The sequence below is a fragment of the Sciscionella sediminilitoris genome (assembly GCF_000737195.2).
Lineage (GTDB): Bacteria > Actinomycetota > Actinomycetes > Mycobacteriales > Pseudonocardiaceae > Sciscionella > Sciscionella sediminilitoris.
Genome location: NZ_JALM01000095.1, coordinates 1 through 22,542 on the forward strand (window position 1 = coordinate 1; position 22,542 = coordinate 22,542).

Annotated in this window: 20 protein-coding genes; 15 read left to right on the forward strand and 5 right to left on the reverse strand. The window is 69.2% G+C overall.

The features are described 5' to 3' along the window. The coding region (locus AD72_RS29735) for a diguanylate cyclase domain-containing protein (RefSeq protein WP_031469947.1) at window positions 1-1,690 on the reverse strand (1,690 nt) is incomplete at its 3' end. A gap of 247 nt (window positions 1,691-1,937) precedes the next feature. Between AD72_RS29735 and AD72_RS29740 the strand changes: the two genes are divergently transcribed. The 8 genes from AD72_RS29740 (at window position 1,938) to fabI (ending at window position 9,022) form a co-directional block, all read left to right on the forward strand. Further along, window positions 1,938-2,201, forward strand: coding sequence for a hypothetical protein (locus tag AD72_RS29740; protein ID WP_425480789.1), 264 nt, complete (start codon window positions 1,938-1,940; stop codon window positions 2,199-2,201). Between the two features lie 69 nt (window positions 2,202-2,270). Further along, window positions 2,271-3,482: an acyl-CoA dehydrogenase family protein gene (locus AD72_RS29745; protein WP_031469949.1), complete on the forward strand. Its 1,212-nt coding sequence runs from the start codon at window positions 2,271-2,273 to the stop codon at window positions 3,480-3,482. Between the two features lie 26 nt (window positions 3,483-3,508). Beyond that, entirely contained in the window at window positions 3,509-4,264 is a 756-nt protein-coding gene (gene fabG, locus AD72_RS29750) for a 3-oxoacyl-ACP reductase FabG (protein WP_031469950.1), read from the forward strand. Window positions 4,265-4,377: 113 nt separating this feature from the next. Beyond that, complete coding sequence (locus AD72_RS29755) at window positions 4,378-5,493, forward strand: AAA family ATPase (protein ID WP_037347801.1); 1,116 nt, start codon at window positions 4,378-4,380, stop codon at window positions 5,491-5,493. A 2-nt stretch (window positions 5,494-5,495) separates the two neighbouring features. Continuing rightward, window positions 5,496-6,440 (forward strand): DUF58 domain-containing protein, encoded by a 945-nt coding sequence (locus AD72_RS29760; RefSeq protein ID WP_031469952.1) that lies wholly within the window; start codon window positions 5,496-5,498, stop codon window positions 6,438-6,440. Continuing rightward, complete coding sequence (locus tag AD72_RS29765; RefSeq protein ID WP_031469953.1) at window positions 6,440-7,423, forward strand: VWA domain-containing protein; 984 nt, start codon at window positions 6,440-6,442, stop codon at window positions 7,421-7,423. The genes AD72_RS29760 and AD72_RS29765 overlap by 1 nt, the downstream gene beginning before the upstream one ends. Window positions 7,424-7,514: 91 nt before the next feature. Continuing rightward, window positions 7,515-8,213 (forward strand): 3-oxoacyl-ACP reductase FabG, encoded by a 699-nt coding sequence (gene fabG / locus AD72_RS29770; protein ID WP_031469954.1) that lies wholly within the window; start codon window positions 7,515-7,517, stop codon window positions 8,211-8,213. A gap of 41 nt (window positions 8,214-8,254) precedes the next feature. After that, window positions 8,255-9,022 (forward strand): enoyl-ACP reductase FabI, encoded by a 768-nt coding sequence (fabI, locus tag AD72_RS29775; protein ID WP_031469955.1) that lies wholly within the window; start codon window positions 8,255-8,257, stop codon window positions 9,020-9,022. A gap of 48 nt (window positions 9,023-9,070) precedes the next feature. Here fabI and AD72_RS29780 read toward each other — a convergent pair whose 3' ends face one another. Then, window positions 9,071-10,408 (reverse strand): cytochrome P450, encoded by a 1,338-nt coding sequence (locus AD72_RS29780; RefSeq protein ID WP_031469956.1) that lies wholly within the window; start codon window positions 10,406-10,408, stop codon window positions 9,071-9,073. A gap of 41 nt (window positions 10,409-10,449) precedes the next feature. Between AD72_RS29780 and AD72_RS29785 the strand changes: the two genes are divergently transcribed. The 3 genes from AD72_RS29785 (at window position 10,450) to AD72_RS29795 (ending at window position 13,531) form a co-directional block, all read left to right on the forward strand. After that, on the forward strand, window positions 10,450-11,106 hold the full coding sequence (locus tag AD72_RS29785) for a TetR/AcrR family transcriptional regulator (protein ID WP_082469223.1): 657 nt from the start codon (window positions 10,450-10,452) through the stop codon (window positions 11,104-11,106). A 15-nt stretch (window positions 11,107-11,121) separates the two neighbouring features. Beyond that, entirely contained in the window at window positions 11,122-12,183 is a 1,062-nt protein-coding gene (locus AD72_RS29790; RefSeq protein ID WP_051899150.1) for a ferrochelatase, read from the forward strand. Between the two features lie 118 nt (window positions 12,184-12,301). Then, window positions 12,302-13,531, forward strand: a complete 1,230-nt coding sequence (locus tag AD72_RS29795) for a Cmx/CmrA family chloramphenicol efflux MFS transporter (RefSeq protein WP_037347803.1) — start codon at window positions 12,302-12,304, stop codon at window positions 13,529-13,531. Here AD72_RS29795 and AD72_RS29800 read toward each other — a convergent pair. Together AD72_RS29800 and AD72_RS29805 are read right to left on the reverse strand one after the other, a co-directional pair. After that, entirely contained in the window at window positions 13,524-14,345 is an 822-nt protein-coding gene (locus AD72_RS29800) for a hypothetical protein (RefSeq protein WP_051899151.1), read from the reverse strand. The two genes, AD72_RS29795 and AD72_RS29800, sit on opposite strands and share 8 nt — an antisense overlap. A gap of 34 nt (window positions 14,346-14,379) precedes the next feature. Then, on the reverse strand, window positions 14,380-14,871 hold the full coding sequence (locus tag AD72_RS29805; RefSeq protein ID WP_031469961.1) for a YcxB family protein: 492 nt from the start codon (window positions 14,869-14,871) through the stop codon (window positions 14,380-14,382). A 134-nt stretch (window positions 14,872-15,005) separates the two neighbouring features. Between AD72_RS29805 and AD72_RS29810 the strand changes: the two genes are divergently transcribed. From AD72_RS29810 to mshC, 3 genes are all read left to right on the forward strand, one after another. Continuing rightward, window positions 15,006-16,394 carry a sigma 54-interacting transcriptional regulator gene (locus tag AD72_RS29810; RefSeq protein WP_031469962.1) on the forward strand — a complete coding sequence of 463 codons (1,389 nt, stop codon included), beginning with the start codon at window positions 15,006-15,008 and terminating at the stop codon, window positions 16,392-16,394. Then, window positions 16,391-18,337, forward strand: a complete 1,947-nt coding sequence (locus tag AD72_RS29815) for a vWA domain-containing protein (protein WP_031469963.1) — start codon at window positions 16,391-16,393, stop codon at window positions 18,335-18,337. The genes AD72_RS29810 and AD72_RS29815 overlap by 4 nt, the downstream gene beginning before the upstream one ends. A gap of 65 nt (window positions 18,338-18,402) precedes the next feature. After that, window positions 18,403-19,641 (forward strand): cysteine--1-D-myo-inosityl 2-amino-2-deoxy-alpha-D-glucopyranoside ligase, encoded by a 1,239-nt coding sequence (gene mshC / locus AD72_RS29820; RefSeq protein WP_031469964.1) that lies wholly within the window; start codon window positions 18,403-18,405, stop codon window positions 19,639-19,641. Between the two features lie 54 nt (window positions 19,642-19,695). Here mshC and AD72_RS29825 read toward each other — a convergent pair whose 3' ends face one another. Next, window positions 19,696-20,553 (reverse strand): PAC2 family protein, encoded by an 858-nt coding sequence (locus AD72_RS29825; RefSeq protein ID WP_031469965.1) that lies wholly within the window; start codon window positions 20,551-20,553, stop codon window positions 19,696-19,698. A 52-nt stretch (window positions 20,554-20,605) separates the two neighbouring features. Here AD72_RS29825 and AD72_RS29830 point away from each other — a divergent pair. Next, a partial coding sequence (locus AD72_RS29830; protein WP_031469966.1) for a homocysteine S-methyltransferase family protein occupies window positions 20,606-22,542 on the forward strand: 1,937 nt, incomplete at its 3' end.

Sequence of the window (22,542 nt, forward strand, 5' to 3'; positions counted from 1 at the left end):
GGGCGGTGCGCGAGGCGATCGGGATGGAGATCAGCGGGACCGGTGTCTCGAACTCGTTCTGCCAGCGCGCGATGTTCCCGCAGACCTCGTTGATCACCCACCGGTCGAGCCCGACCACCATGCCGGTCTCCTCGGCGAGCGGCATGAAGTCCTCGCCGCGCAGGTACCCGGTGTCGCGCCGCCACCACCGCAGCGAGGCGATGTAGGCCTGCACCTCGTTGCTCGCCAGCCGCTTCGCCGGTTCGAACAGCAGCGAGAACTCGCCGGATTCGAGCGCGCCGGGCAGGATCGCGCCGAGGTGGTACCGCCTGCGATCGATCGCGTCCTGCTCGGCGTCGTAGAACATCCACTGCGCCTTGCCCTTGGCCTTCGCCCGGTGCAGCGTGATCTCGGCGGCGCGGATCAGTTCGTCGGGACCGATCGTGGTGGCCTCGTGGATCACGATGCCCGTCGATAGGGAGAGCGCGACGCCGTCCTGCTTCTTGTCCACGAAGTACGGTTCGCCGACCAGCGACTGCAGATCCTGGACCTGATCGATGAGCCACTTGCTGGAGTAGGGATTGCGGATGAGCGCGGCGAAACCATCACCGGCAACCCGCGCGACCGTGTTGCGGGTACCGCCGAACTTGGAGCGCAGCGCGGTGGCCAGGGACAGCAGCATCTTGTCGCCGACCTCTCCGCCGAGTCCGTCGTTGATGACCTTGAACCCGTCGATGTCGAAGAAGCACAGCGCGACCTGCTCGCCCTGTTCGGCGTCCTCGAGCAGATCGTTCATCCTGGTGCGCAACCGGTCGTTGTTCGGCAGACCGGTGAGCCGGTCGTGTTCCACGGTGCGGTTGTGTTCCGCGCGCAGCAGCTGCAGGTCGGTCACGTTCTCCACGGTCCCGATCGCGTAGCGCTCGCCGCTTTCCGATTCGGGCATCATCGTCATGGTCACGTGCGTCCACACCGGTTCGCCCTGGCCGTTCATCACCTGGAACTCGTCGGCGAAGGATTCGCGCTTGCCCGCGACCAGTTCCTGATAGAAGTCGGTGAGCCGCTTCTTGTCCGTGGGGTGGGTGAACTCGAGCACCGCGTGGCCGACGAGTTCTTCCGCGCTGCGCCCGAAGATCTGGCAGATGGTCGGGTTGACCTCGACGAACCGCCCGTCCACGTCACCGAGCGCCATACCGATCCCGGTCCTGGTGAACACCGCGCGGAACCGTGCTTCGGAACGGCGGCGGGAGCGTTCCGCGGCCTCGTTGGCCAGCAGCGCCGAGCGTTTGATCGACTCCTGCTCGTCGAGCAGCCGTTCCCGGACCGCGTGCACGTAGCCCGCGGCGAACCCGCCCGTGATGGTGCGCAGCCGGGACTGGTTGTCCTCCCGGTCCGGGATTCCCGCGAGAGCGAGAGCATCCGACTGGAGCGTGGTGAGCACGGTCGGTAGCGCGGCCGGGCCGTTGAGGTTCACCGCGAGGACTTCGACGCCCATCCGGTAGCCGAGCTCGTGATCGGCGGGCTTGTCCTCGCGTTGTTCGCGGAGCGCGGCCACCAGCCGGGTGAACTGTTCGGTGAACAGAGAGCGCAGCGTCGCGGGAGGGACGGCGAGGTTACTGTCCACCGCGGCGAGGCTGGCGATCGAGGAGGCGAATGACTCGATCGCTTCGCTGGTGGGACCGTCGTCGTGGCCGGCGGGCGCTTCACCGTGCAACGAAAATCCTTCTCGCTCAAATATGTTCGGTAGGGGCCGTCTTACCCAGAGGAATGAAACACACGGTCGGGTCAAGGCCCGTTGATTCTAGGACCTACCGGGCGTGGCGCCTAATCCGGCGAACCCCGAAGGACGATGTTGGTCCGTTCGAGTGAAGACGATCTTCTGAGTGGTTACCCGCTGGCACCAAGAGTGCGCATTCCCGTGGAGGTTGGCGCGCCCTGGGTGACCATGCCAGGCTGGAGTTATGGCCGACAACGACATCGCCGGAGAGCTCGGCGATTGGGCAGCACTCGCCGCGAACGCGGCCGGGACCCCGGAGCGGGTGGACCCGGCGCCGAGCGCGCGCTGCCTCGGCGGGCCACTGGACGGGCGAAGCCAGCAGCTGCACCAGCCGGAGGAGGGCCAGGTGCTCACGCACGTGTACCTGCACGGCGGGCCAAAGATCGAATCGCGCTATGTGCTCGGCCGCGACGATGCCGGCGACTGGGCGTACTTCCTGATGGACTGAACCGCTCCGGAGTGGAGCACTCGTCCGGCGTGACTATGCGCCATACCGACTAGTCAGTATGCTCCGGTCATGGACTTCGGTTATGACGACAAGACGGAGGCGCTGCGGGAAAAGCTGAGCGGCTTTCTCGTCGAGCACGTCTACCCGGCCGAGCCCGTCTTCGCGGAGCAGGTGGCGGCGGCAGCGGATCGGTGGGCGCGGCCACCGGTCATCGAGGATCTCAAGTCCGCCGCCCGGGAACGCGGCCTGTGGAACCTCTTCCTTCCGCACGACGAGCGCGGGGCCGGGTTGACCAATCTCCAGTACGCCCCGCTGGCGGAACTGACCGGGCGCAGCCCGCACCTGGCCCCTGAGGCGCTCAACTGCGCCGCCCCGGACACCGGGAACATGGAGGTGCTCGCCCAGTTCGGCAGCCCGGAACAACAGCGCCGGTGGCTCGAACCGCTGCTCGACGGGCGGATCCGCTCCGCGTTCTGCATGACCGAGCCGGATGTGGCCTCCTCGGACGCCACGAACATCGGCACCCGGATCGAACGTGACGGCGACGAATACGTGATCAACGGCCGCAAGTGGTGGTCCTCCGGGGCGATGAACCCGGACTGCGCGATCTTCATCGTGATGGGCAAGACCGATCCCGGCGCGGAGCGGCACCGCCAGCAGTCGATGGTACTGGTGCCGCGGGACACTCCCGGTGTGCGCGTGCGGCGCGGCATGCAGGTCTTCGGTTACGACGACGGCCCGCACGGCGGGCACGCCGAGATCCTGTTCGAGAACGTGCGGGTCCCCGCGGAGAACATCATCGCGGGGGAGGGCGAGGGCTTCGCGATCGCGCAGGCCAGGCTGGGACCCGGACGGATCCACCACTGCATGCGGCTGATCGGGATGGCCGAACGGGCGATCGAGCTGACCTGCAAGCGGGTACTCGGGCGTGAGGCGTTCGGCAAACCGCTCGCGGCGCAGGGGGTGATCACCGACTGGATCGCCGAGGCACGGGTGCGGGTAGAGCAGCTGCGCCTGCTCGTGCTCAAGACCGCCTGGCTGATGGACACGGTGGGCAACCGGGGCGCGCACACCGAGATCCAGGCGATCAAGATCGCCACCCCGGCCGGGGTGGAGTGGATCCTGGACAAGGCCATCCAGGCGCACGGGGCCTGCGGGATATCCCAGGACACCCCGCTGGCCTTCCTGTGGGCGCAGGCGCGGACCCTGCGGTTCGCCGACGGTCCGGACGAGGTGCACAAGCGCTCTCTTGCCCGGCGGGAACTCAAGCAGTACGGCTGAACAACGGTACGGAGTAAGGAGAACACATGGCAGAGCAGCGGGTAGCGATCGTCACCGGAGCGGCGCGCGGGATCGGCGCGGCGACAGCGAAACGGCTCGCCGCCGACGGGATGGCCGTCGGGGTGCTCGACATCGCCGAGGCCAACTGCGCGGACACGGTCGCCGCGATCACCGGTGCGGGCGGCAAGGCCGTGGCGCTGGGCGCGGACGTGTCCAAGGACGACCAGGTGCAGGCCGCGGTCGCGAAGGTGGCCGGGGAACTGGGCGCGCCGACCGTGCTGGTCAACAACGCCGGGGTGATCCGGGACAACCTGTTGTTCAAGATGACCGAGGACGACTGGGACACAGTGCTCGGCGTGCACCTGCGCGGGGCCTTCCTGATGTCCAAGCACGTGCAGCAGCACATGGTGGAGGCCGAGCACGGCCGGATCGTGAACCTGTCCTCCTCCTCGGCGCTCGGCAACCGCGGCCAGGCGAACTACTCCGCGGCCAAGGCGGGCATGCAGGGGCTGACCAAGACGCTGGCCAAGGAACTCGGCAAGTTCGGGGTCACCGCGAACTCGGTCGCGCCCGGTTTCATCGAGACCGATATGACCGCGGCGACCGCGGAGCGGGTCGGGGTCGGTTTCGAGGACTTCAAGAAGGCCTCGGCCGAGCAGATCCCGGTGCGCAGGGTCGGCCAGCCCGAGGACATCGCGCACACCGTGTCCTTTCTCGTCAGCGAGGGCGCGGGTTTCGTGTCCGGCCAGGTGATCTACGTGGCCGGTGGCCCCCTCTGCTGAGTACGGCGCGGACTTATTAGGGTGACGGGCGCGGGCAGCAGTTCACGCCCGTTACACCCCGCGTAGGTTTCGCTGGAACCGTCGCGGCACTCGTATCCGGGGAGGACTTCGCGGTGACCAATCAGGGCCAACAAGTCGGGACGGGCCAGGAAGCGGGCGGCCCGGTCGCCACACCGGCGGCCGACGCGCAGCTGCTCGAGCGCACGGTACTCGAGGTCAAGCGGGTCATCGTCGGACAGGACCGGCTGGTCGAGCGGATGCTCGTGGGTCTGCTCGCCAAGGGGCACCTGCTGCTCGAAGGCGTTCCCGGCGTCGCGAAGACCCTCGCGGTGGAGACCTTCGCCCGGGTGGTCGGCGGTTCCTTCGCCCGCGTGCAGTTCACCCCCGACCTGGTGCCCGCGGACATCCTCGGTACCCGGATCTACCGGCAGGGCAGCGAGCGCTTCGACGTGGAGCTCGGTCCGGTGATGGCCAACTTCGTGCTCGCCGACGAGATCAACCGCGCCCCGGCGAAGGTGCAGTCGGCGATGCTCGAGGTGATGGCCGAGCGGCACGTATCCATCGGCGGCGAGACCTTCAAGACCCCGGATCCCTTCCTGGTGCTCGCCACCCAGAACCCGATCGAGAACGAGGGTGTCTACCCGCTGCCCGAGGCACAGCGCGACCGGTTCCTGTTCAAGATCGTCGTGGAGTACCCGACGGTCGAGGAGGAGCGCGAGATCGTGTACCGGATGGGCGTCACCCCGCCCAGCCCGCAGCAGGTGCTCTCCCCGCAGCAGCTGACCCGTCTCCAGGAAGTGGCGAGCAACGTCTTCGTGCACCACGCGCTCGTCGACTACGTGGTGCGCCTCGTCGCGTCCAGCAGGGCGCCGAGCGAACACGGGCTGAACGACGTGGCGCACTGGATCGCCTACGGTGCCTCGCCGCGCGCCAGCCTCGGCATCATCGCCAGCGCCCGCGCGCTCGCGCTGGTCCGCGGGCGGGACTACGTGCTGCCCCAGGATGTGGTCGACGTGGTCCCGGATGTGCTCCGGCACCGCATCGTGCTCTCCTACGACGCGCTCGCCGACGGGGTTCCGCTCGACCACCTGATCACCCGCATCCTGCAGACCGTGCCGCTGCCGCAGGTCGCGGCGCGCCCGCAGGCTCCGCAGGCCCAGCCGCAGCAGCCTCAGCAGCCGCAGCAACCGATGATGCCCCAGGCGCAGCAGGCCCCGGGCAGGTCCTGAGCTTGGCTGCGGAGCAGGCGCGGCAGCGAAGGGCGGCTCCCTGGGCGCCACCGGTGCTCAGCGGGGACCGGCTGGAGGCGGGACTGCGCAACCTGGAGATCGACGTCCGGCGCCGGCTCGACGGCCTGCTGCAGGGCAACCATCTCGGCCTCGTTCCCGGACCGGGAAGCGAGGCGGGGGAGGCGCGGCCCTATCAGCCCGGTGACGATGTGCGCCGGATGGACTGGGCGGTCACCGCGCGGATGACCCAGCCGCACATCCGGGAGACGATCGCCGACCGGGAGCTGGAGACCTGGGTCGGTATGGATCTCTCGCCGAGCCTGGACTTCGGCACCGCGGTGTGCGCCAAACGGGACCTGGCGATCTGCGCGCTCGCCGCGGTCACCCACCTCACCAGGGGCGGGGGCAACCGGATCGGCGCGGTCGTCGCGACGGGCCAGCGCACCGACCGGTACCCGGCGCGTGGCGGGCTCGCGCACGCCCGCGGACTGCTGCGCAAGGTCGCCGAGACCCCGCTCGCCCCGGAAGGCACCCGCGGTGATCTCGCGGAGGTGCTGGAAGCGCTGCGCAGGCCGCCGAGGCGGCGTGGCCTGGTCGTGGTCGTCTCCGACTTCCTCGGCGAAGTGAACTGGCTGCGCGCGCTGCGCGGGCTGAGCACCCGGCACGAACTGCTCGCCGTCGAGGTGCTCGATCCCCGGGACGTGGAGCTGCCCGACGTCGGCAGCGTGGTGCTCGCCGATCCGGAGAGCGGACGGCAGCGCGAGGTGCACACCACCCCCTTGCTGCGTAAGGAGTTCGCCGCCGCGGCGGCCGCGCACCGGACCGAGGTCGCCTCGGCGCTGCGCACGGTGGGCGCCGGGCACCTGGTGCTGCGTACCGATTCGGACTGGATCGCGGACATGGTCCGGTTCGTGATGGCCCGCAAGCGAAGGTGGAGCGGAGCCTGATGAGTCTTTCCGGATTCGCCGACCCGTGGTGGTTCCTGCTGCTGCTGGCGGTGGCCGCGCTGGTGTCCGGCTACGTCGTGGTGCAACGGCGCAGGCGCCGACACGTCATGCGGTTCACCAACCTGGCGATGCTGGACAAGGTAGCCCCGAAGCGGCAGAACTGGTGGCGGCACGGTCCGGCGGCGGTGCTCGGTGTCGCCCTGCTGGTGCTCACGGTGGCCCTTGCCGGTCCGACGGCCGAGCAGAAGGTGCCGCGAAACCGGGCCATCGTGATGCTGGTGATCGACACCTCGCAGTCGATGAAGGCCACGGATGTGCGGCCGACCCGGATCGGGGCGGCGAAGGTCGCGGCGAAATCCTTTGTCACCGACCTCACTCCGGGGATCAACCTCGGGCTGATCTCGTTCGCCGGTTCGGCGGTGACCCTGGTGTCCCCGACGACCGACCGCGGACCGGTGGTCAGCTCGATCGATTCGCTGAAGCTGGCCGATTCCACGGCCACCGGTGAGGCGATCTTCTCCGCGCTGCACACGATCAAGAGCTTCGGCGAGGTGGTCTCCGGACCGGACGGTCCGCCACCGGCACGGATCGTGCTGATGTCGGACGGAAAGCAGACCGTGCCGACCTGGAATCCGGATGATCCGCGGGGCGGGTTCACCGCGGCGCGGCAGGCGAAGAAGCAGGGTGTCCCGGTTTCCACGATCTCCTTCGGCACCATGGGAGCCTCGGTCGATGTGGACGGCACCCCGGTTCCGGTGGACGTGGACGACGAGTCGCTGCACGAGATCGCCAACCTCTCCGGGGGCAACTTCTTCAAGGCCGCGAGCGCCGATGAACTGAAGAAGGTCTACGACACGATCGGTGAGCAGATCGGTTACGAGAAGCGGGTCGCCGATGCCAGCAGGCCCTGGCTGATCTTCGGCACCGTGCTGGCGATCATCGCCGCCGCGGGCGCGATCGGGCTGAACCAACGCGTACCGTGATTGTTGTGCGGTTCCTACATGACCGGCCGGTAGCTTAACCCGATAGCCTGACGCGCGGTATCGGGAGTGAACAACCTTAGGGAGACAACACGTGGCACGGTCGGTTCTCGTCACCGGCGGTAACAGGGGCATCGGGCTTTCCATCGCGCGCGCGTTCGCCGAGCAGGGGGACAAGGTGGCCGTGACGCACCGTGGTTCGGGTGCGCCGGCGGATTTGTTCGGGGTGACCTGCGATGTGACCGACGCCGAATCGGTCGACGCGGCGTTCAAGGAGGTGGAGGCCGCGCACGGACCGGTCGAGGTGCTCGTGGCCAATGCCGGGGTCACCGACGACACGCTGCTGATGCGCCTGGACGAGGGGCAGTTCACCAGTGTGCTGGACACGAACCTGGCCGGTGCCTATCGCGTCGCCAAGCGGGCCACCCGCGGCATGCTGCGGGCCAAGTACGGCCGGATGATCTTCATTTCCTCGGTGGTCGCGATGTCCGGCTCACCGGGCCAGGTCAACTACGCGGCCTCGAAGGCCGGGCTGATCGGCGTCGCCCGCTCCATCACCCGCGAACTGGCCAGCCGCAACATCACCGCCAACGTGATCGCTCCCGGGTTCATCAAGACCGCCATGATCGACGACGTCACCGATCGCAGGCACGAGGAAATCCTCGCCAACGTGCCCGCGGGCCGGCTCGGGGATGTCGAGGAGGTCGCCGAGGCCGCGGTGTTCCTCGCCGGCGCCTCCTACGTCAACGGGGCGGTGCTCCCCGTCGACGGCGGCCTGGGCATGGGCCACTAGGTTTTCGGAACGAACTAGCGCACAGACTGGAGGAATCAACCGTGTCCGGACTGCTTGAGGGCAAGCGGCTGCTGATCACCGGGGTGATCACCGAGTCCTCGATCGCCTTCCATGCGGCCAAGCAGGCGCAGGAACAGGGCGCCGAGGTGGTACTCACCGGCTTCGGCAGGCTCTCGCTCATCGAGCGCATCGCCAAGCGGCTGCCGACCCCGGCGCCGCTGGTGGAACTCGACGTACAGAACACCGAGCACCTCGACACGCTCGCCGACCGGGTGCGCGAGCACGTCGACGGGCTCGACGGGGTGCTGCACTCGATCGCCTTCGCACCGCAGAGCTGCCTCGGCGCGCCCTTCCTGGACGCGCCCGCCGAGGATGTCGCGAAGGCCGTCGAGGTCTCGGCCTTCTCCTACAAGGCGGTGGCCAATGCCTGCCTCCCGCTGCTCGGCTCCGGCTCCTCGGTCGTCGGTATGGACTTCGACGCCCGCGTCGCCTGGCCCGCCTACAACTGGATGGGCGTGGCCAAGGCCGCGCTGGAGTCCACGAACCGTTATCTGGCGCGGGAACTCGGTCCGAAGGGGATCCGGGTGAACCTGGTCGCGGCCGGTCCGGTCAAGACCATGGCGGCCCGCTCCATCCCCGGGTTCAGCGAGCTCGAGGACAGCTGGGGCGACCGTGCCCCGCTCGGCTGGGACACCACCGATGCGGGCCCGGTCGCGCGCACCATCTGCGCGCTGATGTCCGACTGGATGCCCGCCACGACCGGTTCCATGGTCATGGCCGATGGGGGAGTGCACTCCCTCGGCAGCTGAGCCGCCAGTGCTCCCGAGCCGGTTCCCCGAAATCTCCGGGGGACCGGCTCAAAGGCGTTCCAGGCGTACCGGCATACCGTCCTTGGGTACCGGGAGCGCGGTGTAGTCGATGTCCGGCACGTAGTCCGGTGCGACCGACCAGCGGTAGTTCCGCAGTAGCTGGTGCATCACCGCCTTGACCTGCATTCCGGCGAAGTGCATGCCGATGCACTTGTGCACCCCGCCGCCGAAGGGCACCCAGGCGTGCCGGTGCACCTTGTCCTCGCGGCGGTCCTCGGCGAACCGGCCCGGATCGAAGCGCTCCGGATCCGGCCAGTACTCGCCCATGTGGTGGGTGAACAGGGTGTCCAAGGCGAGCAGCGTGCCCTTCGGGATGAAGTGCCCGAGTATCTCGGTGTCCGCGACCGTCTGCCGCGCCTGCGAGGGCACCGGGGTCACCAGCCGGTTCGCCTCCTTCATGGCCAGCCCGACCGAGACGCACTGCTCGAGACGGTCGTAGCAGAGGGTGTCCTCCCCGATGGCGAAGGCCTCCGCACGGCAGGCGTCCTGCCACTGCTGATCGGCGCCCAGGTAGCCGATCATCGTGGCGAGGGTGATCGTGGTCGTGTCGTGCGCGGCCATCAGCAGGAAGATCATGTGGTTCACCACGTCGGCATCGGTGAACCGGTGCCCGTCCTCGGACTCCGCGTGGCACAGCGAGGTGAACAGATCGCGGCCGGAACCCTCTCGGTGCGCGCCGATTCGCTGGTACAGCAGGGATTCGAGCACCTTGCGCCCCTCCACCCCGCGCCGCCACTTGGTCAGCGGCAGCGGATAGCGCACGATCGAGGTCCCGGCCCGCACGGTGTCGGCGAACGCCCGGTTGACCCGCCGCTTCTGGGTGCCGCGTTCGGTGCCGCCCATGAACAGCTCGGTCGCGACGTCGAGGGTGAGCGCGCGCACCGCGGGATAGGACCGGAAGTGCGGGCGCGGCCGCCAGCCGCCGATGCGCTCGGCGATCATCGCGTTCATCGTGTCCAGATAGCCGCGTAACCGCTCGTTGGTGAACGCCTGCTGCATGATCCGCCGGTGATGCAGATGCTCACCGAAGTCGAGCAGCATCAGCCCGCGGTTGAAGAACGGCCCGATGAAGAACTGCCAGCCGGGCCCGTTCGCGATGGTCTTGTCCACATTGGACAGCGCTTGGCCGATCGCATCCGGGCCTTGGAGCAGCACGATCTTGCGGCCGAGCGCGTTCGACCAGCTGATCGGGCCGTACTGGTCGAAACGGCGCCGCGCGGAGCCGAGCCGGTCGGTGGTGAGCAGGAAGCCCGCGTAGGGCCAGCTGCGTGCACCGGGGACCGGGCGGAGGTCGGTCGTCTTCGGGGGTGAGGCGAGCACGGTCATCGGGCCCTCCGCAGAAACAATCTGACAGGAACGTATGTCAGATGCTAGAACGTGTGTGCGGTCACGTCAACGTTGATGGCAGGATCGAGCGGGTGACCCGCAGCTATCGAGGAGCCTCCGGTGCGGAGCGAACACGGCAGCGCCGGGCGCAGCTCATCGAGGCGGGCTACGAACTGCTCGGCACCGAAGGACTGGCCGCGACCACGATGACCGCGGTGTGCGGGCGGGCGCGGCTGACCGAGCGGTACTTCTACGAGAGCTTCGCCAATCTGGACGCGCTGCTGGTCGCGGTGCTCGACGATGCGGCGGGCACCCTCGAGGAGCGGGTGCGCACGGCACTGGAGAAGGCGCCAGCGCAGCCGCGGGAGAAGCTGCGCGCCGCGCTGTACGCCTACGTCGAGCTGACCGAGCAGGATCCACGCATCATCCGGGCCATGCTGGTGGAGTCGCTCGGCAATCCCGCACTGCGCGCCCGCAGGCACGAGCACGTGCGCCGGTTCACCGGACTGGTCAGCGCGCACGCGCAATTGCACTACGGGGACGCGCTCGGTGACGCGCGGGCCACGATCGGCTCGCTGTTGCTCGTCGGCGGGCTCAGTGAGGTCACCATGTCGCTGGCGGCCGGGGAGCTGGACACCTCCTGGCCGGAGATCGTGGAGGCGATCGTGGACGAGTTCGATGCCCTGGCGAACGGCTGAGGAATCGCGCGCGCGATGATAGGGGATGTGTCCGATCCTGACTACACCGAAGGCGCCTATGACGCGCTGCTGCTGCTTTCCTTCGGCGGCCCGGAGCAACCGGCCGATGTCCGCCCGTTCCTGGAGAACGTGACCCGGGGAAGGGGGGTTCCCCCGGAGCGGCTGGACGAGGTCGAGAAGCACTACCAGCACTTCGGCGGGATTTCCCCGATCAATGCGCTGAATCGGGCGATCATCGAGGATGTGCGCGCCGAACTGACCGCCGAGGGGATCGAGCTCCCGGTCTACTTCGGTAACCGGAACTGGCATCCGATGCTCACCGACACCCTGCGCACGATGCAGGCCGACGGGGTACGCCGGGCACTGGTATTCACCACGAGCGCCTATGGCGGCTATTCGGCGTGCAAGCAGTACGACGAGGACATCCTCGCCGCGCGCGCGGAACTCGGGGAGGACGCCCCGGAGCTGGTGAAGCTGCGGCAGTTCTTCGACCACCCGTTGTTCGTGGAGGCCGGTGCGGAGGCGGTCACCGCGGCGCTGGCGAAGCTCGGGCAACCGGGCCGCCTGGTGTTCACCGCGCATTCCATTCCGACCGCGGCGGACGAGCGCGCCGGGACCGAGGCCGGGGGCGGCAGGCTGTACTCGCGGCAGGTGCACGAGGCGGCCCGGCTGGTCGCCGAACGGGCCGGGGTCGCCGAGTTCGACGTGGTCTGGCAGTCCCGTTCCGGGCCGCCGCACATCCCGTGGCTCGAGCCGGACATCGTGGATCACCTGGATGCCTTGCACGCCAAGGGGATCGGCGCGGTCGCGGTGCATCCGGTCGGCTTCGTCTCCGATCACCTCGAGGTCGTCTGGGATCTGGACAACGAGGCCGCGGAGCGTGCGGCCGAACACGGTATGGAGTTCGCCAGGGCGGCGACCGCGGGCACCGATCCGCGGTTCGCGAAGCTGATCGTGGAACTGATCCAGGAACACCGGATCGGTGCCCCGGCGCGGAAACTGTCCGCGTTCCCGCTCGCCGGCTGCACGGTCAACGGCGCGCCGTGCGAACCGGACTGCTGCTCCAGTACATCCTGAGTATTCCCGGCACAACCGATTTTCCGAAGTATGGGCGGATTTCTCCGCAGGGGAACAACCCGCTCCCGGCATTGGTTGCCCTCCTTGGTTCAGTCAGTGGATTTTCGAGGGGAAATTGATGCATCGCGGTGTGTACGTGCTCGCGCTGAGCGTGTTCGCGCTCGGCACGACCGAGTTCATGATTTCCGGTCTGTTACCGGGAATGGCGCGCGATCTCGGGGTATCGGTGTCGGCGGTCGGCGGACTGATCGCGGCGTTCGCGATCGGCATGGTGGTCGGCGCCCCGGTAATGGCGGCACTGACGCTGCGCTGGCCGCGCAAGGCCACGCTGCTCGGCGCGCTGGCCGTGTTCGTGCTCGGTCATGTGGTCGCCGGGTTCGCTTCGGACTACTCGACGCTCGTGGTGGCGCGCGTGGTCACGGCGGTGGCGACCGGGGCGTTCTGGGCGGTCGGCGGCACGGTGGTGGTCCGGCTCGCGGGTCCGGGTAAACGGGCCCGCGGCCTCGCGGTCTTCGTCGGTGGCCTGACCGTCGCCAATGTGCTCGGCGTCCCGCTGGGCACGGTGATCGGCGAGGGCGGCGGCTGGCGCGGCGCCTTCTTCGCCGTGGCCGGCGCCGCGCTGGTGGCTATGCTCGGAGTGCTCGCGCTGGTTCCCCGGCTGCACACGAGCAGCGGGGGAGCGCAGCCGAATCTGCGCGCGGAACTGCGCGTGTTCCGCCAGCCACGGGCCTGGGTGGCGCTGGGCACCATCAGCCTGACCGGTGCGGCGATCTTCGGCACCTTCTCGTACCTGTCGCCGTTCCTGGTCGGTGTCAGCGGATTCACCGAGGGCATCGTGCCGTTGCTGCTCGCGGTGTTCGGTGTCGGTGCGGTGATCGGACTGCAGGTGGCCGGCCGGTTCGCGGACAGCCACCCGTTCGCGAGCCTGTTCCTCCCGCTCGCCGCGCTGGCGCTGGTGCTCGCGGCGCTCGGCCTGTTCGGAGAGAACAAGGTGCTCGCGATCGTCGCGGTCGGCCTGCTCGGGTTCGCCGGCTTCGGCGCGAACCCGGCGCTGCTCGGCCGGATGTTCAGCCTCGCAGGGGAAGCGCCGACCTTGGCGAACTCCATGAACGTGTCCGCCTTCAACATCGGCAACACGGTCGGCCCGCTCGTCGGCGGGGCGGTGATCGACGCGGGGCTCGGTTACCCGACGGTCCCGGTGGTCGGCGCGGGCATCGTGGTCCTCGCCCTGCTCGCCGGTTTCGGTTCGCTGCTGCTCGACCGCCGGATCGGCGCGCCGGAACCCCAGCAGGTGGAACACCGGCACAGCGAGGACACCGAGGAGGAAGCCGCGGTCTGCGTCAGTTAGACGAGCTCGGCTCGGTCTGTTCGGCGGGCTCGGCCTCTTCGGAAAGCGCTCGGACCGCTTCGTCCACCGCGGCGCAGCGGGCCGAGCGCACCGCGCTGATCAACGGCTGGAGCACCTGTTCGCGGGCCCGTGCGGTACGCGCGGACAGGGCGCCACCCGGCTGATCACCGCTGGCCACCCACAGGATCGCGTCGAGTTCGGCGGCGCGGGCCAGCACCCGTACCGCTCGGCCCGGCATCCCGTCCGGCCACGGCACCTCGGGATTGCGCGCCACGTGCTCGGCGATCTCCTCGCGCACATTGGGCCGGGCCTTGGCGACACCGAGCTCGATCAGCGCGGTCGCCGCGGCCCGCATGGAGCCGGAAAGGTCGTGCTCGGCCTGGGAGAGCGGGGTGTGCTCGCGGCCGGTCAGCTGGGGAAGCGTGTAGACGGTCCACTGGACCTCGTCCTGGCTGACCTTGTTCGGCACGATGCCCAGGCCCGCCGAGGCGAGCAGGACGGCTTCGCCCGCGCGCATCGCGTCCTCGGCGAAGGAGGATTTCCCGCCGAGACCGCGCACATCCCCGGGGATCGGCAACACGATGCCCGCATCCGCCAGATCGGCGTTGCGCAGTGCCGCGAGCAACAGCGCAGGCGCCGCAGGCGGTTCACCACTTCCCGGAAGGTCCAGCGCCGCCGCGGTGCGCGGATCGGCGGCACGCACCCGGTGCACATCCGCCCACACCTGCAAGGCGTCCAATACGTCGTCCGAAGCGGCGCGACCATAGCGCCACGCCGCCGCCCACACCACCAGTGTCGCGCTCACACTCGCCACACATCCGATGCTACGCAGGCGATTCCGGGTGCCGTCAGCGGGGTCGGTTCCCGGGTGCGCCGACCTTGGCGTGCAACAGCTTCGTGAACTCCGCCGCCTGCCCGGGATCGGTGAACGCGCGCCGCGGAATCGGGTAACCGCCTGCGGATCCGGTGCGCAGCACGATCGTGCGCCCGGTGTCCGACCAGCCGCTGATCCGGTCCCAGGCGAGTTCGCTGTGCGCATGCGCGGCCACGTCGAGTTTCACCCGGGTCTGGTCCGCGCTGGCACTGATCTCCTTGCCCGCCAAGGGATAGTGCCGTTCGGAGAGCACCGCCTGCCAGTAGGGCACCGCGAGTACGAGCGCGCCGAGAACGAGGCCGAGAACGCCGGGCAGCCACTGCCCGAGCACGAGCAGGACCACTCCGGCCACCGCCAGCGCGGCCGCGAACAGCGGTGCGAACCGGATCAGTGGCATCGAGGTGCGCAGCAGGTCGAGATGATCGGCGCGGCGCAGGGTCCAGCTGAACCGGATGGGGGTGCTCATGGCGCGGCATTATCGCAGGCCCTGGGTGAGCTGGAGTTGCTCCACCTCGCAAGATCCCGTTCCGCGACGTAGCGTCGGAAGCGGAGCGAGTGAAGGAGTCGACCGTGACCCAGTCAACCACGCCGCGATCACCGATGCCCCAGCCGAGGACGCTGGGCGCGCTCCGGGAATCGGGGCGGTATCCACCGCGGCCGGTGAAGACCGAACTGCGCGAGAACCTGCTCGCGGCCCTGCGCGCGGGAAGCAATCCGTGGCAGGGCATCGTCGGATTCGACCGGACGGTGCTTCCCGCGCTGGAGCGGGCCCTGCTCGCCGGGCACGACGTGGTGCTGCTCGGCGAACGCGGTCAGGGCAAGACCCGGCTGCTGCGCACCCTTTCCGTGCTGCTTGACGAGTGGACCCCGGTGATCGCCGGAGCCGAACTCGGTGAACACCCCATGGCGCCGATCACTCCGGGATCCCTGCGCCGCGCGGCCGAACTCGGTGAGGAGCTCCCGGTGGAGTGGGTGCACCGGTCCCAGCGGTACACCGAGAAGCTGGCCACCCCGGACACCAGCGTCGGCGACCTGGTCGGCGATGTGGACCCGGTCAAGGTGGCCGAGGGCCGCAGCCTCGGTGACCCGGAGACGATCCATTTCGGCCTCGTGCCCCGCGCGCACCGCGGGATCGTGGGCATCAACGAACTGCCCGATCTGGCGGAACGCATCCAGGTCGCCCTGCTCAACGTGATGGAGGAGCGCGACATCCAGGTGCGCGGCTACACGCTGCGGCTGCCCCTGGACGTGCTGCTGGTGGCGACCGCGAATCCGGAGGACTACACCAACCGGGGCCGGATCATCACCCCGCTCAAGGACCGGTTCGGCGCGGAGATCCGTACCCACTACCCGCTCACGGTGGCCGCCGAGGCCGAGGTGGTGCGCCAGGAGGCCGAGCTCGGCGCGGAGCTCGGCGAGCCGCTGATCGAGGTACTCGCCCGGTATGTGCGGCTGCTGCGCGAATCCGGTGCGGTGGACCAGCGTTCCGGGGTGTCCGCCCGGTTCGCGGTGGCCGCCGCGGAGACCGTGGCCGCCGCCGCGCTGCGCCGCGCCACGCTGATCGGTGAGCCGATTCCGGTGGCGCGCCCGGTCGATCTGGAAGCGGTACCCGAGGTACTGCGCGGCAAGGTCGAATTCGAGACCGGGGAACAGGGGCGCGAACTCGAGCACCTGCGCCACCTGTTGCGCAGGGCGTTCGCCGAGACGGCACGGGAATGGCTCGGCGGGATCGACATGAACCCGCTTGTCGAGTCCATTGTGGACGGCCGGGTGGTGACCACGGGGGAGCGGGTCCCCGCGCGGGAGATCCTGCACGCGCTGCCGGAACTGCCGGTGTGCCACGACATCGTGGAGCGGCTGACCGAACCCGGGGCGGAACGGGAACCGGCACGGATCGCGGCCGCGATCGAGTTCGCCCTCGAATCCCTGTATCTGGCCCGCCGCCTCGCCAAGGACGCGGACGAATCCGAGACGGTGTACGGGCCATGAGCGGTACCTGGCGCTACGGCCGCTGGCACGAGGGGCCCGATCCGCTCGCGCCGCCACTGGACCTGCGGGAGGCGCTGGACGAACTCGGCAGGGACGTGATGGACGGTGCCTCGCCGCGTTCCGCGCTCGAGGAACTGCTCCGCAGGGGAACACCGGGCACCACCGGGCTGGACGAGCTGACCAGGCAGCTGTGGCAGCGGCGCGCGAAGCTGCAGCGGGAGAACAACCTGGACGGCACCCTGAACGAGGTGCGCGAACTGCTCGAGCGCGCGCTGGACGCCGAACGCCGCGCCCTGTTCCCCGATCCGGGCGATGACGCGCGATTCGCCGAGGCGCGGCTGGACGCGCTGCCCAGTTCCACCGCGGGCGCGGTGAACGAGCTCGCCGAGTACCCCTGGCGTTCCGAACAGGCACGCGAGGACTATCAGCGGATCCGGGATCTGCTAGGGGAACAGCTCATGCAGTCCCGGTTCGAGGGCATGAAGGACGCGCTCGGGCAGGTCGGCAAGGCGGACGTGGACGCGATGGCCGGGATGCTCGAGGACCTCAACGAACTGCTCGCGGCACATGCGCGGGGGGAGGACACGAGCGAGCGGTTCGCCGGGTTCATGCGCGACCACGGCCAGTATTTCCCGGAGAACCCTCGTAATACCGAGGAACTGGTGGACGCGCTGGCCGCTCGTTCGGCCGCCGCGCAGCGGATGATGAACTCGATGTCCGCCGAGCAGCGCGCGGAGCTCGCCGAACTGTCCGCGCAGGCCTTCGGTGATTCGCGGATCGGCCAGGGACTGTCCACGATGGACGGTCTGCTGCGAGCGCTGCGTCCGGGCGAGGACTGGGATTCCGCGGCCCGGATGCGCGGGGACAATCCGCTCGGGCTCGCCGAAGGGGCGCAGGCGATGCAGGAGCTCGGCCAGCTCGACGCGCTCGCCGAACAGCTCGCCCAGTCGTATCCGGGTGCCCGGCTGGAGGACATCGACCTGGAGGCGCTGGCCGCGCAGCTCGGCGAAGACGCCGCGGTGAGCGCGCGCAGGCTGGCCGAACTGGAACGCGAACTGCATCGGGGTGGCCTCTTCGAACGGGCCGAGGACGGAACGCTGCGGTTGTCGCCCAAGGCATTGCGGAGGCTCGGCGCGGTGGCGCTGCGCGATGTGCTCGGCTCGTTGCGGGCCGGTCGCGGTGAGCGGGACACCACGAGGGCGGGTGCGGCCGGGGAACCGACCGGATCGAGCCGGCCATGGCGGTTCGGGGACACCGAATCCTGGGATGTGGCGCGCACCGTGCGCAACGCGGTGCTGCGGTCCGCGGAGACCGGCGCTTTCGGGGTGCGCCTGGATGTGCGCGATGTCGAGGTGATCGAGACCGAGAAACGTGAACGGGCGGCGGTTGCCCTGTGCGTGGACACCTCCTGGTCCATGGTCGCCGAGGGGCGGTGGCTGCCGATGAAGCGCACCGCGCTCGCGCTGCACCAGCTCATCAGCACCCGGTACCGCACCGACGAACTCGCGCTGATCGGGTTCGGCAGGCACGCGAACACCCTGGAGCTCGGTGAGCTGGTCGCGCTCGAGGGCACCTGGGAACAGGGCACCAACCTGCACCACGCGCTGCTGCTCGCCGGGCAGCATTTTCGGCGCAACCCGGACGCGAACCCGGTGCTGCTCGTGGTCACCGACGGCGAGCCGACCGCGCACCTCGAGCCCGACGGGGCCGCGGAGTTCAGCTATCCGCCGGATCCGCGCACTCTCGCGCTCACTGTGTCCGAAGTGGACGGTCTGGCCAGGCTCGGGGCGAGTACCTCGATCTTCCGGCTCGGCGAGGATCCGCGGCTGACCGAGTTCGTGGACCTGCTCGCCCGCCGCGCCAACGGCCGGGTCGTCGCACCCGATCTCGACGGGCTCGGTGCCGCCGTCGTCGCCGACTATCTCCGCGGCCGCCGCACCTGATCCGGCTGATTTCACGCCGTGGACGGGCGGGTCGGCGGCCGGGAGCAACGGTTATCGTCGATGTCATGCAGACATGGGCGCCAACCGACGTGCCGAGGGTCGACGGGAAACCGCGTCCGCTCCGGCTTCACGACACCGCGACCGGCCAGGTGCGGCCGACCGCCCCGGGGAGCACGGCGCGGATGTACGTCTGCGGGATCACCCCGTACGACGCCACCCACCTCGGCCACGCCGCCACCTACCTCGCGTTCGACCTCGTGCACCGGATCTGGCTGGACAACGGGCACGCGGTGCACTACGTGCAGAACGTGACCGATATCGACGATCCGCTGCTGGAGCGGGCCGAGCGGGACAAGGACGACTGGGTGGTGCTCGGGCTGCGCGAGACGGCGCTGTTCCGCGAGGACATGGAGGCGCTGCGGGTGCTGCCGCCGCGGGAGTTCGTCGGCGCCGTCGAATCCATCCCGGAGATCATCGAGGTGGTCGGCAAACTGCTCTCCTCGGGCGCCGCCTACCGGGCCGACGATCCCGAGTACCCGGACGTCTACTTCGACCACGCCGCGACCGGGCATTTCGGCTACGAGTCGAACGAGTCCGAGGACAGCATGCGCGCCCTGTTCGCCGAACGCGGCGGTGACCCGGAGCGCACCGGCAAGCGGCATCCCCTCGACGCGCTGCTGTGGCGGATGGCGCGGCCGGGCGAACCGTCCTGGGAAAGCGAGCTGGGGCAGGGGCGGCCCGGCTGGCACATCGAGTGTTCGGCCATCGCCTACAACCGGCTCGGTATTCCGTTCGACGTGCAGGGCGGCGGATCGGATCTCGCGTTCCCGCACCACGAGTACTCGGCGGCACACGCGGAGGCGCTTTCCGGGCAGCGGCCGTTCGCGCGGCACTACACGCATGCGGGCATGGTCGGACTGAACGGCGAGAAGATGTCCAAGTCCAAGGGCAACCTGGTGTTCGTCTCGAAACTGCGGGCGAGCGAGGTCGACCCGATGGCGATCCGGCTCGGCCTGTTCGCCACGCACTACCGCGCGGACCGGTCCTGGACCGAGCAGACCCTGGAAGAGGCCCAGCAGCGGCTGGCCCGCTGGCGCACCGCCTTCGCGCTGTCCGCCGGGCCGGATGCCACCGACACCATCGCCCGGCTGCGCGATCACCTGTCCGACGATCTGGACACCCCGCGGGCGCTCGCCGCGATCGATGGCTGGGTCACCGAGGCACTGGAGCGCCGGGGCACCGATCCGCAGGCGCCGGCCGCGCTGGCCGCCGCGGTCGACGCGCTGCTCGGCGTGGCGCTGTAGGGACGGCGCCGCAGGGACCTGGGGCCGCGGCGGGTGGCCGGGGTGCTCTCCCGGTCACTCGTCGCGACGGCGCAGGTACTGCTCGACCTGCCTGGCGATCTCGTCTCCGGAGACCTCGTCCATCGGCGGTTCCGCGTCCCCGCGTTCCTCGAGGCCGCGCACGTATTCGGCGACCTCCTCGTCCTCGGCGATCATCTCGCTGACCGTCTGCTCCCATTCGCGCGCCTGGTCGGGCAGCGAGCTCAGGCTGACCGGGGTGCCGAGCAGATCCTCCACCCTGCGTAACAGGGCGATCGTGGCCTTGGGCGAGGGCGGCTGGGACACGTAGTGCGGTACGGCGGCCCAGAACGAGACCGCCGGGATCCCGGCGCGCACGCAGGCGTCCTGGAGCACACCGACGATCCCCGTCGGGCCCTCGTACTCGGAGCGGGCGAGTCCGAAGCGCTTGGCCGAGTCGGTGTCGTGCGCCGCCCCGCTGACCGGGATGGGCCGGGTGTGGGCGGTGTCGGCGAGTAGCGCACCGAGCGTCACCAGCATCGATACCTCGTACTTCTCAGCGAGTGAGATGATCTCCCCGCAGAACTGCCGCCAGCGCATATTGGGTTCGAGACCGTGCAGCAGCAGCACCTGTGTCTCACTGTCCGGCGGGGTCGCGCGGGTGACCCGAGTCGTCGGCTCCTCGATGCTGCGGGTGATTCCGTCCACCATGCGGACTGTGGGCCTGCTCACTTGGAAGTCGTAGTAGTCGTCCGGATCGAGCTCGGTGAGCGGGGCGGCGTCCCAGATCAGCTGCAGGTGCTCGACCGCTGTCGTAGCTGCATCGCCCGCGTCGTTCCAGCCCTCGAAAGCGGCGACGAGGATCGCCTTCCGCGGTGCCCCGGGCTCGGTGTTCTCGGCTTCGGTCTCTGACACCCGGACAGCCTACGTCGTGTCCGCTGTTGACCGGGGACCGTAGGCTGGACCCATGTCGGACAATCAAAAAGGGAATCTGACCAATACCGCGCTGTTGGATGCACTGAACGAACGAGTCGTGGTCGCGGACGGTGCGATGGGCACCGCATTGCAGGCGCAGGATCTCTCCCTTGCCGATTTCGACAATCTAGAAGGTTGCAACGAGATCCTGAACGTGACCAGGCCGGACGTGGTCCGGGCCATCCACCGCGGCTATTTCGACGCGGGCGCAGACGCGGTCGAGACCAACACCTTCGGCTGCAACTTCGCGAACCTCGCCGAGTACGACATCACCGAGCGCAACTTCGAACTCGCCAGGACCGGCGCGGCGCTCGCCCGTGAGGTCGCCGACGAATACGACGGCGACCGGTTCGTGCTCGGTTCGATGGGTCCGGGGACGAAGCTGCCGACCCTCGGTCACGCGCCGTACGCCACGCTGCGAGACGCCTACGCGGAGGCCGCGCGCGGACTGCTGATCGGCGGCGCGGACGCGATCCTGGTGGAGACCTGCCAGGACCTGTTGCAGACCAAGGCCGCGGTGATCGGTTCCCAGCACGCCATGGAGCGGGAGGGCATCCGCATCCCGATCATCGCCCAGGTCACCGTGGAGACCACCGGGACGATGCTGCTGGGCTCGGAGATCGGTGCGGCGATGGTCGCGCTCGAACCGCTCGGCATCGACCTGATCGGGATGAACTGCGCGACCGGCCCGGCCGAGATGTCCGAACACCTCCGGTACCTCGCCAAACACGCGAACGCGCCGATCTCGGTGATGCCGAACGCCGGGCTGCCCGAGCTCGGCCCGAACGGTGCCGTGTACCCGCTGCAGCCCGAGGAGCTGGCCCAGGCGCTGAGCCAGTTCGTCACCGACTACGGCGCCCGGCTGGTCGGCGGCTGCTGTGGTACCACCGACCGGCACGTGGCCGCGGTGGCCGAAGCCGTGAAGAATCTCCGTTCGCCCGAGCGCAGCCCGGAGCGCGAGCCCAGCATTTCCTCGCTCTACCAGCCGGTTCCGTTCGAGCAGGACGCCTCGGTACTGATGATCGGCGAGCGCACCAACGCGAACGGTTCCAAGAAGTTCCGCGAGGCGATGATCGCCGAGGAGTGGAACGACTGCGTCGCGATCGCCAGGGACCAGACCCGGGACGGGGCGCACATGCTCGATGTGTGCGTCGACTACGTCGGCCGGGACGGCGCCAAGGACATGGCCGAGATCGCCGGGCGGTTCGCCACCGCCTCGACCCTGCCGATCATGCTCGACTCCACCGAGATCGACGTGATCCGCACCGGGCTCGAGCATCTCGGTGGGCGGTGCGCGGTGAACTCGGTGAACTACGAGGACGGTGACGGACCGGAGTCCCGGTTCACCAAGGTCATGGAGCTGGTCCGGGAGTTCGGGGCCACCATCGTCGCGCTGACCATCGACGAGGAGGGCCAGGCGCGCACCGCGGACAAGAAGGTGGAGATCGCCGAGCGCCTGATCGCCGACATCACCGGCAAGTTCGGTCTCGCCGAGTCGGACATCATCATCGACACCCTGACCTTCACCATCGCCACCGGTCAGGAGGAGTCCCGCAAGGACGGTGTCGAGACGATCGAGGCGATCCGCAAGCTCAAGGAACGCCACCCGGATGTGCAGACCACGCTCGGCCTCTCGAACATCTCGTTCGGCCTGAACCCGGCGGCGCGTCAGGTGCTGAACTCGGTGTTCCTGCACGAGTGCCGCGAGGTCGGGCTCGACTCGGCGATCGTGCACGCCTCGAAGATCCTGCCGATGGCCAAGATCGAGGACGAACAGCGCACGGTCGCGCTGGACATGATCTACGACCGCCGCGAGGGCGATTACGACCCGCTGCAGAAGTTCATGCAGCTGTTCGAAGGCGTCACCGCGTCCTCCTCGAAGGAGTCCCGCGCCGAGGAACTGGCGAAGCTGCCGCTGTTCGAGCGGCT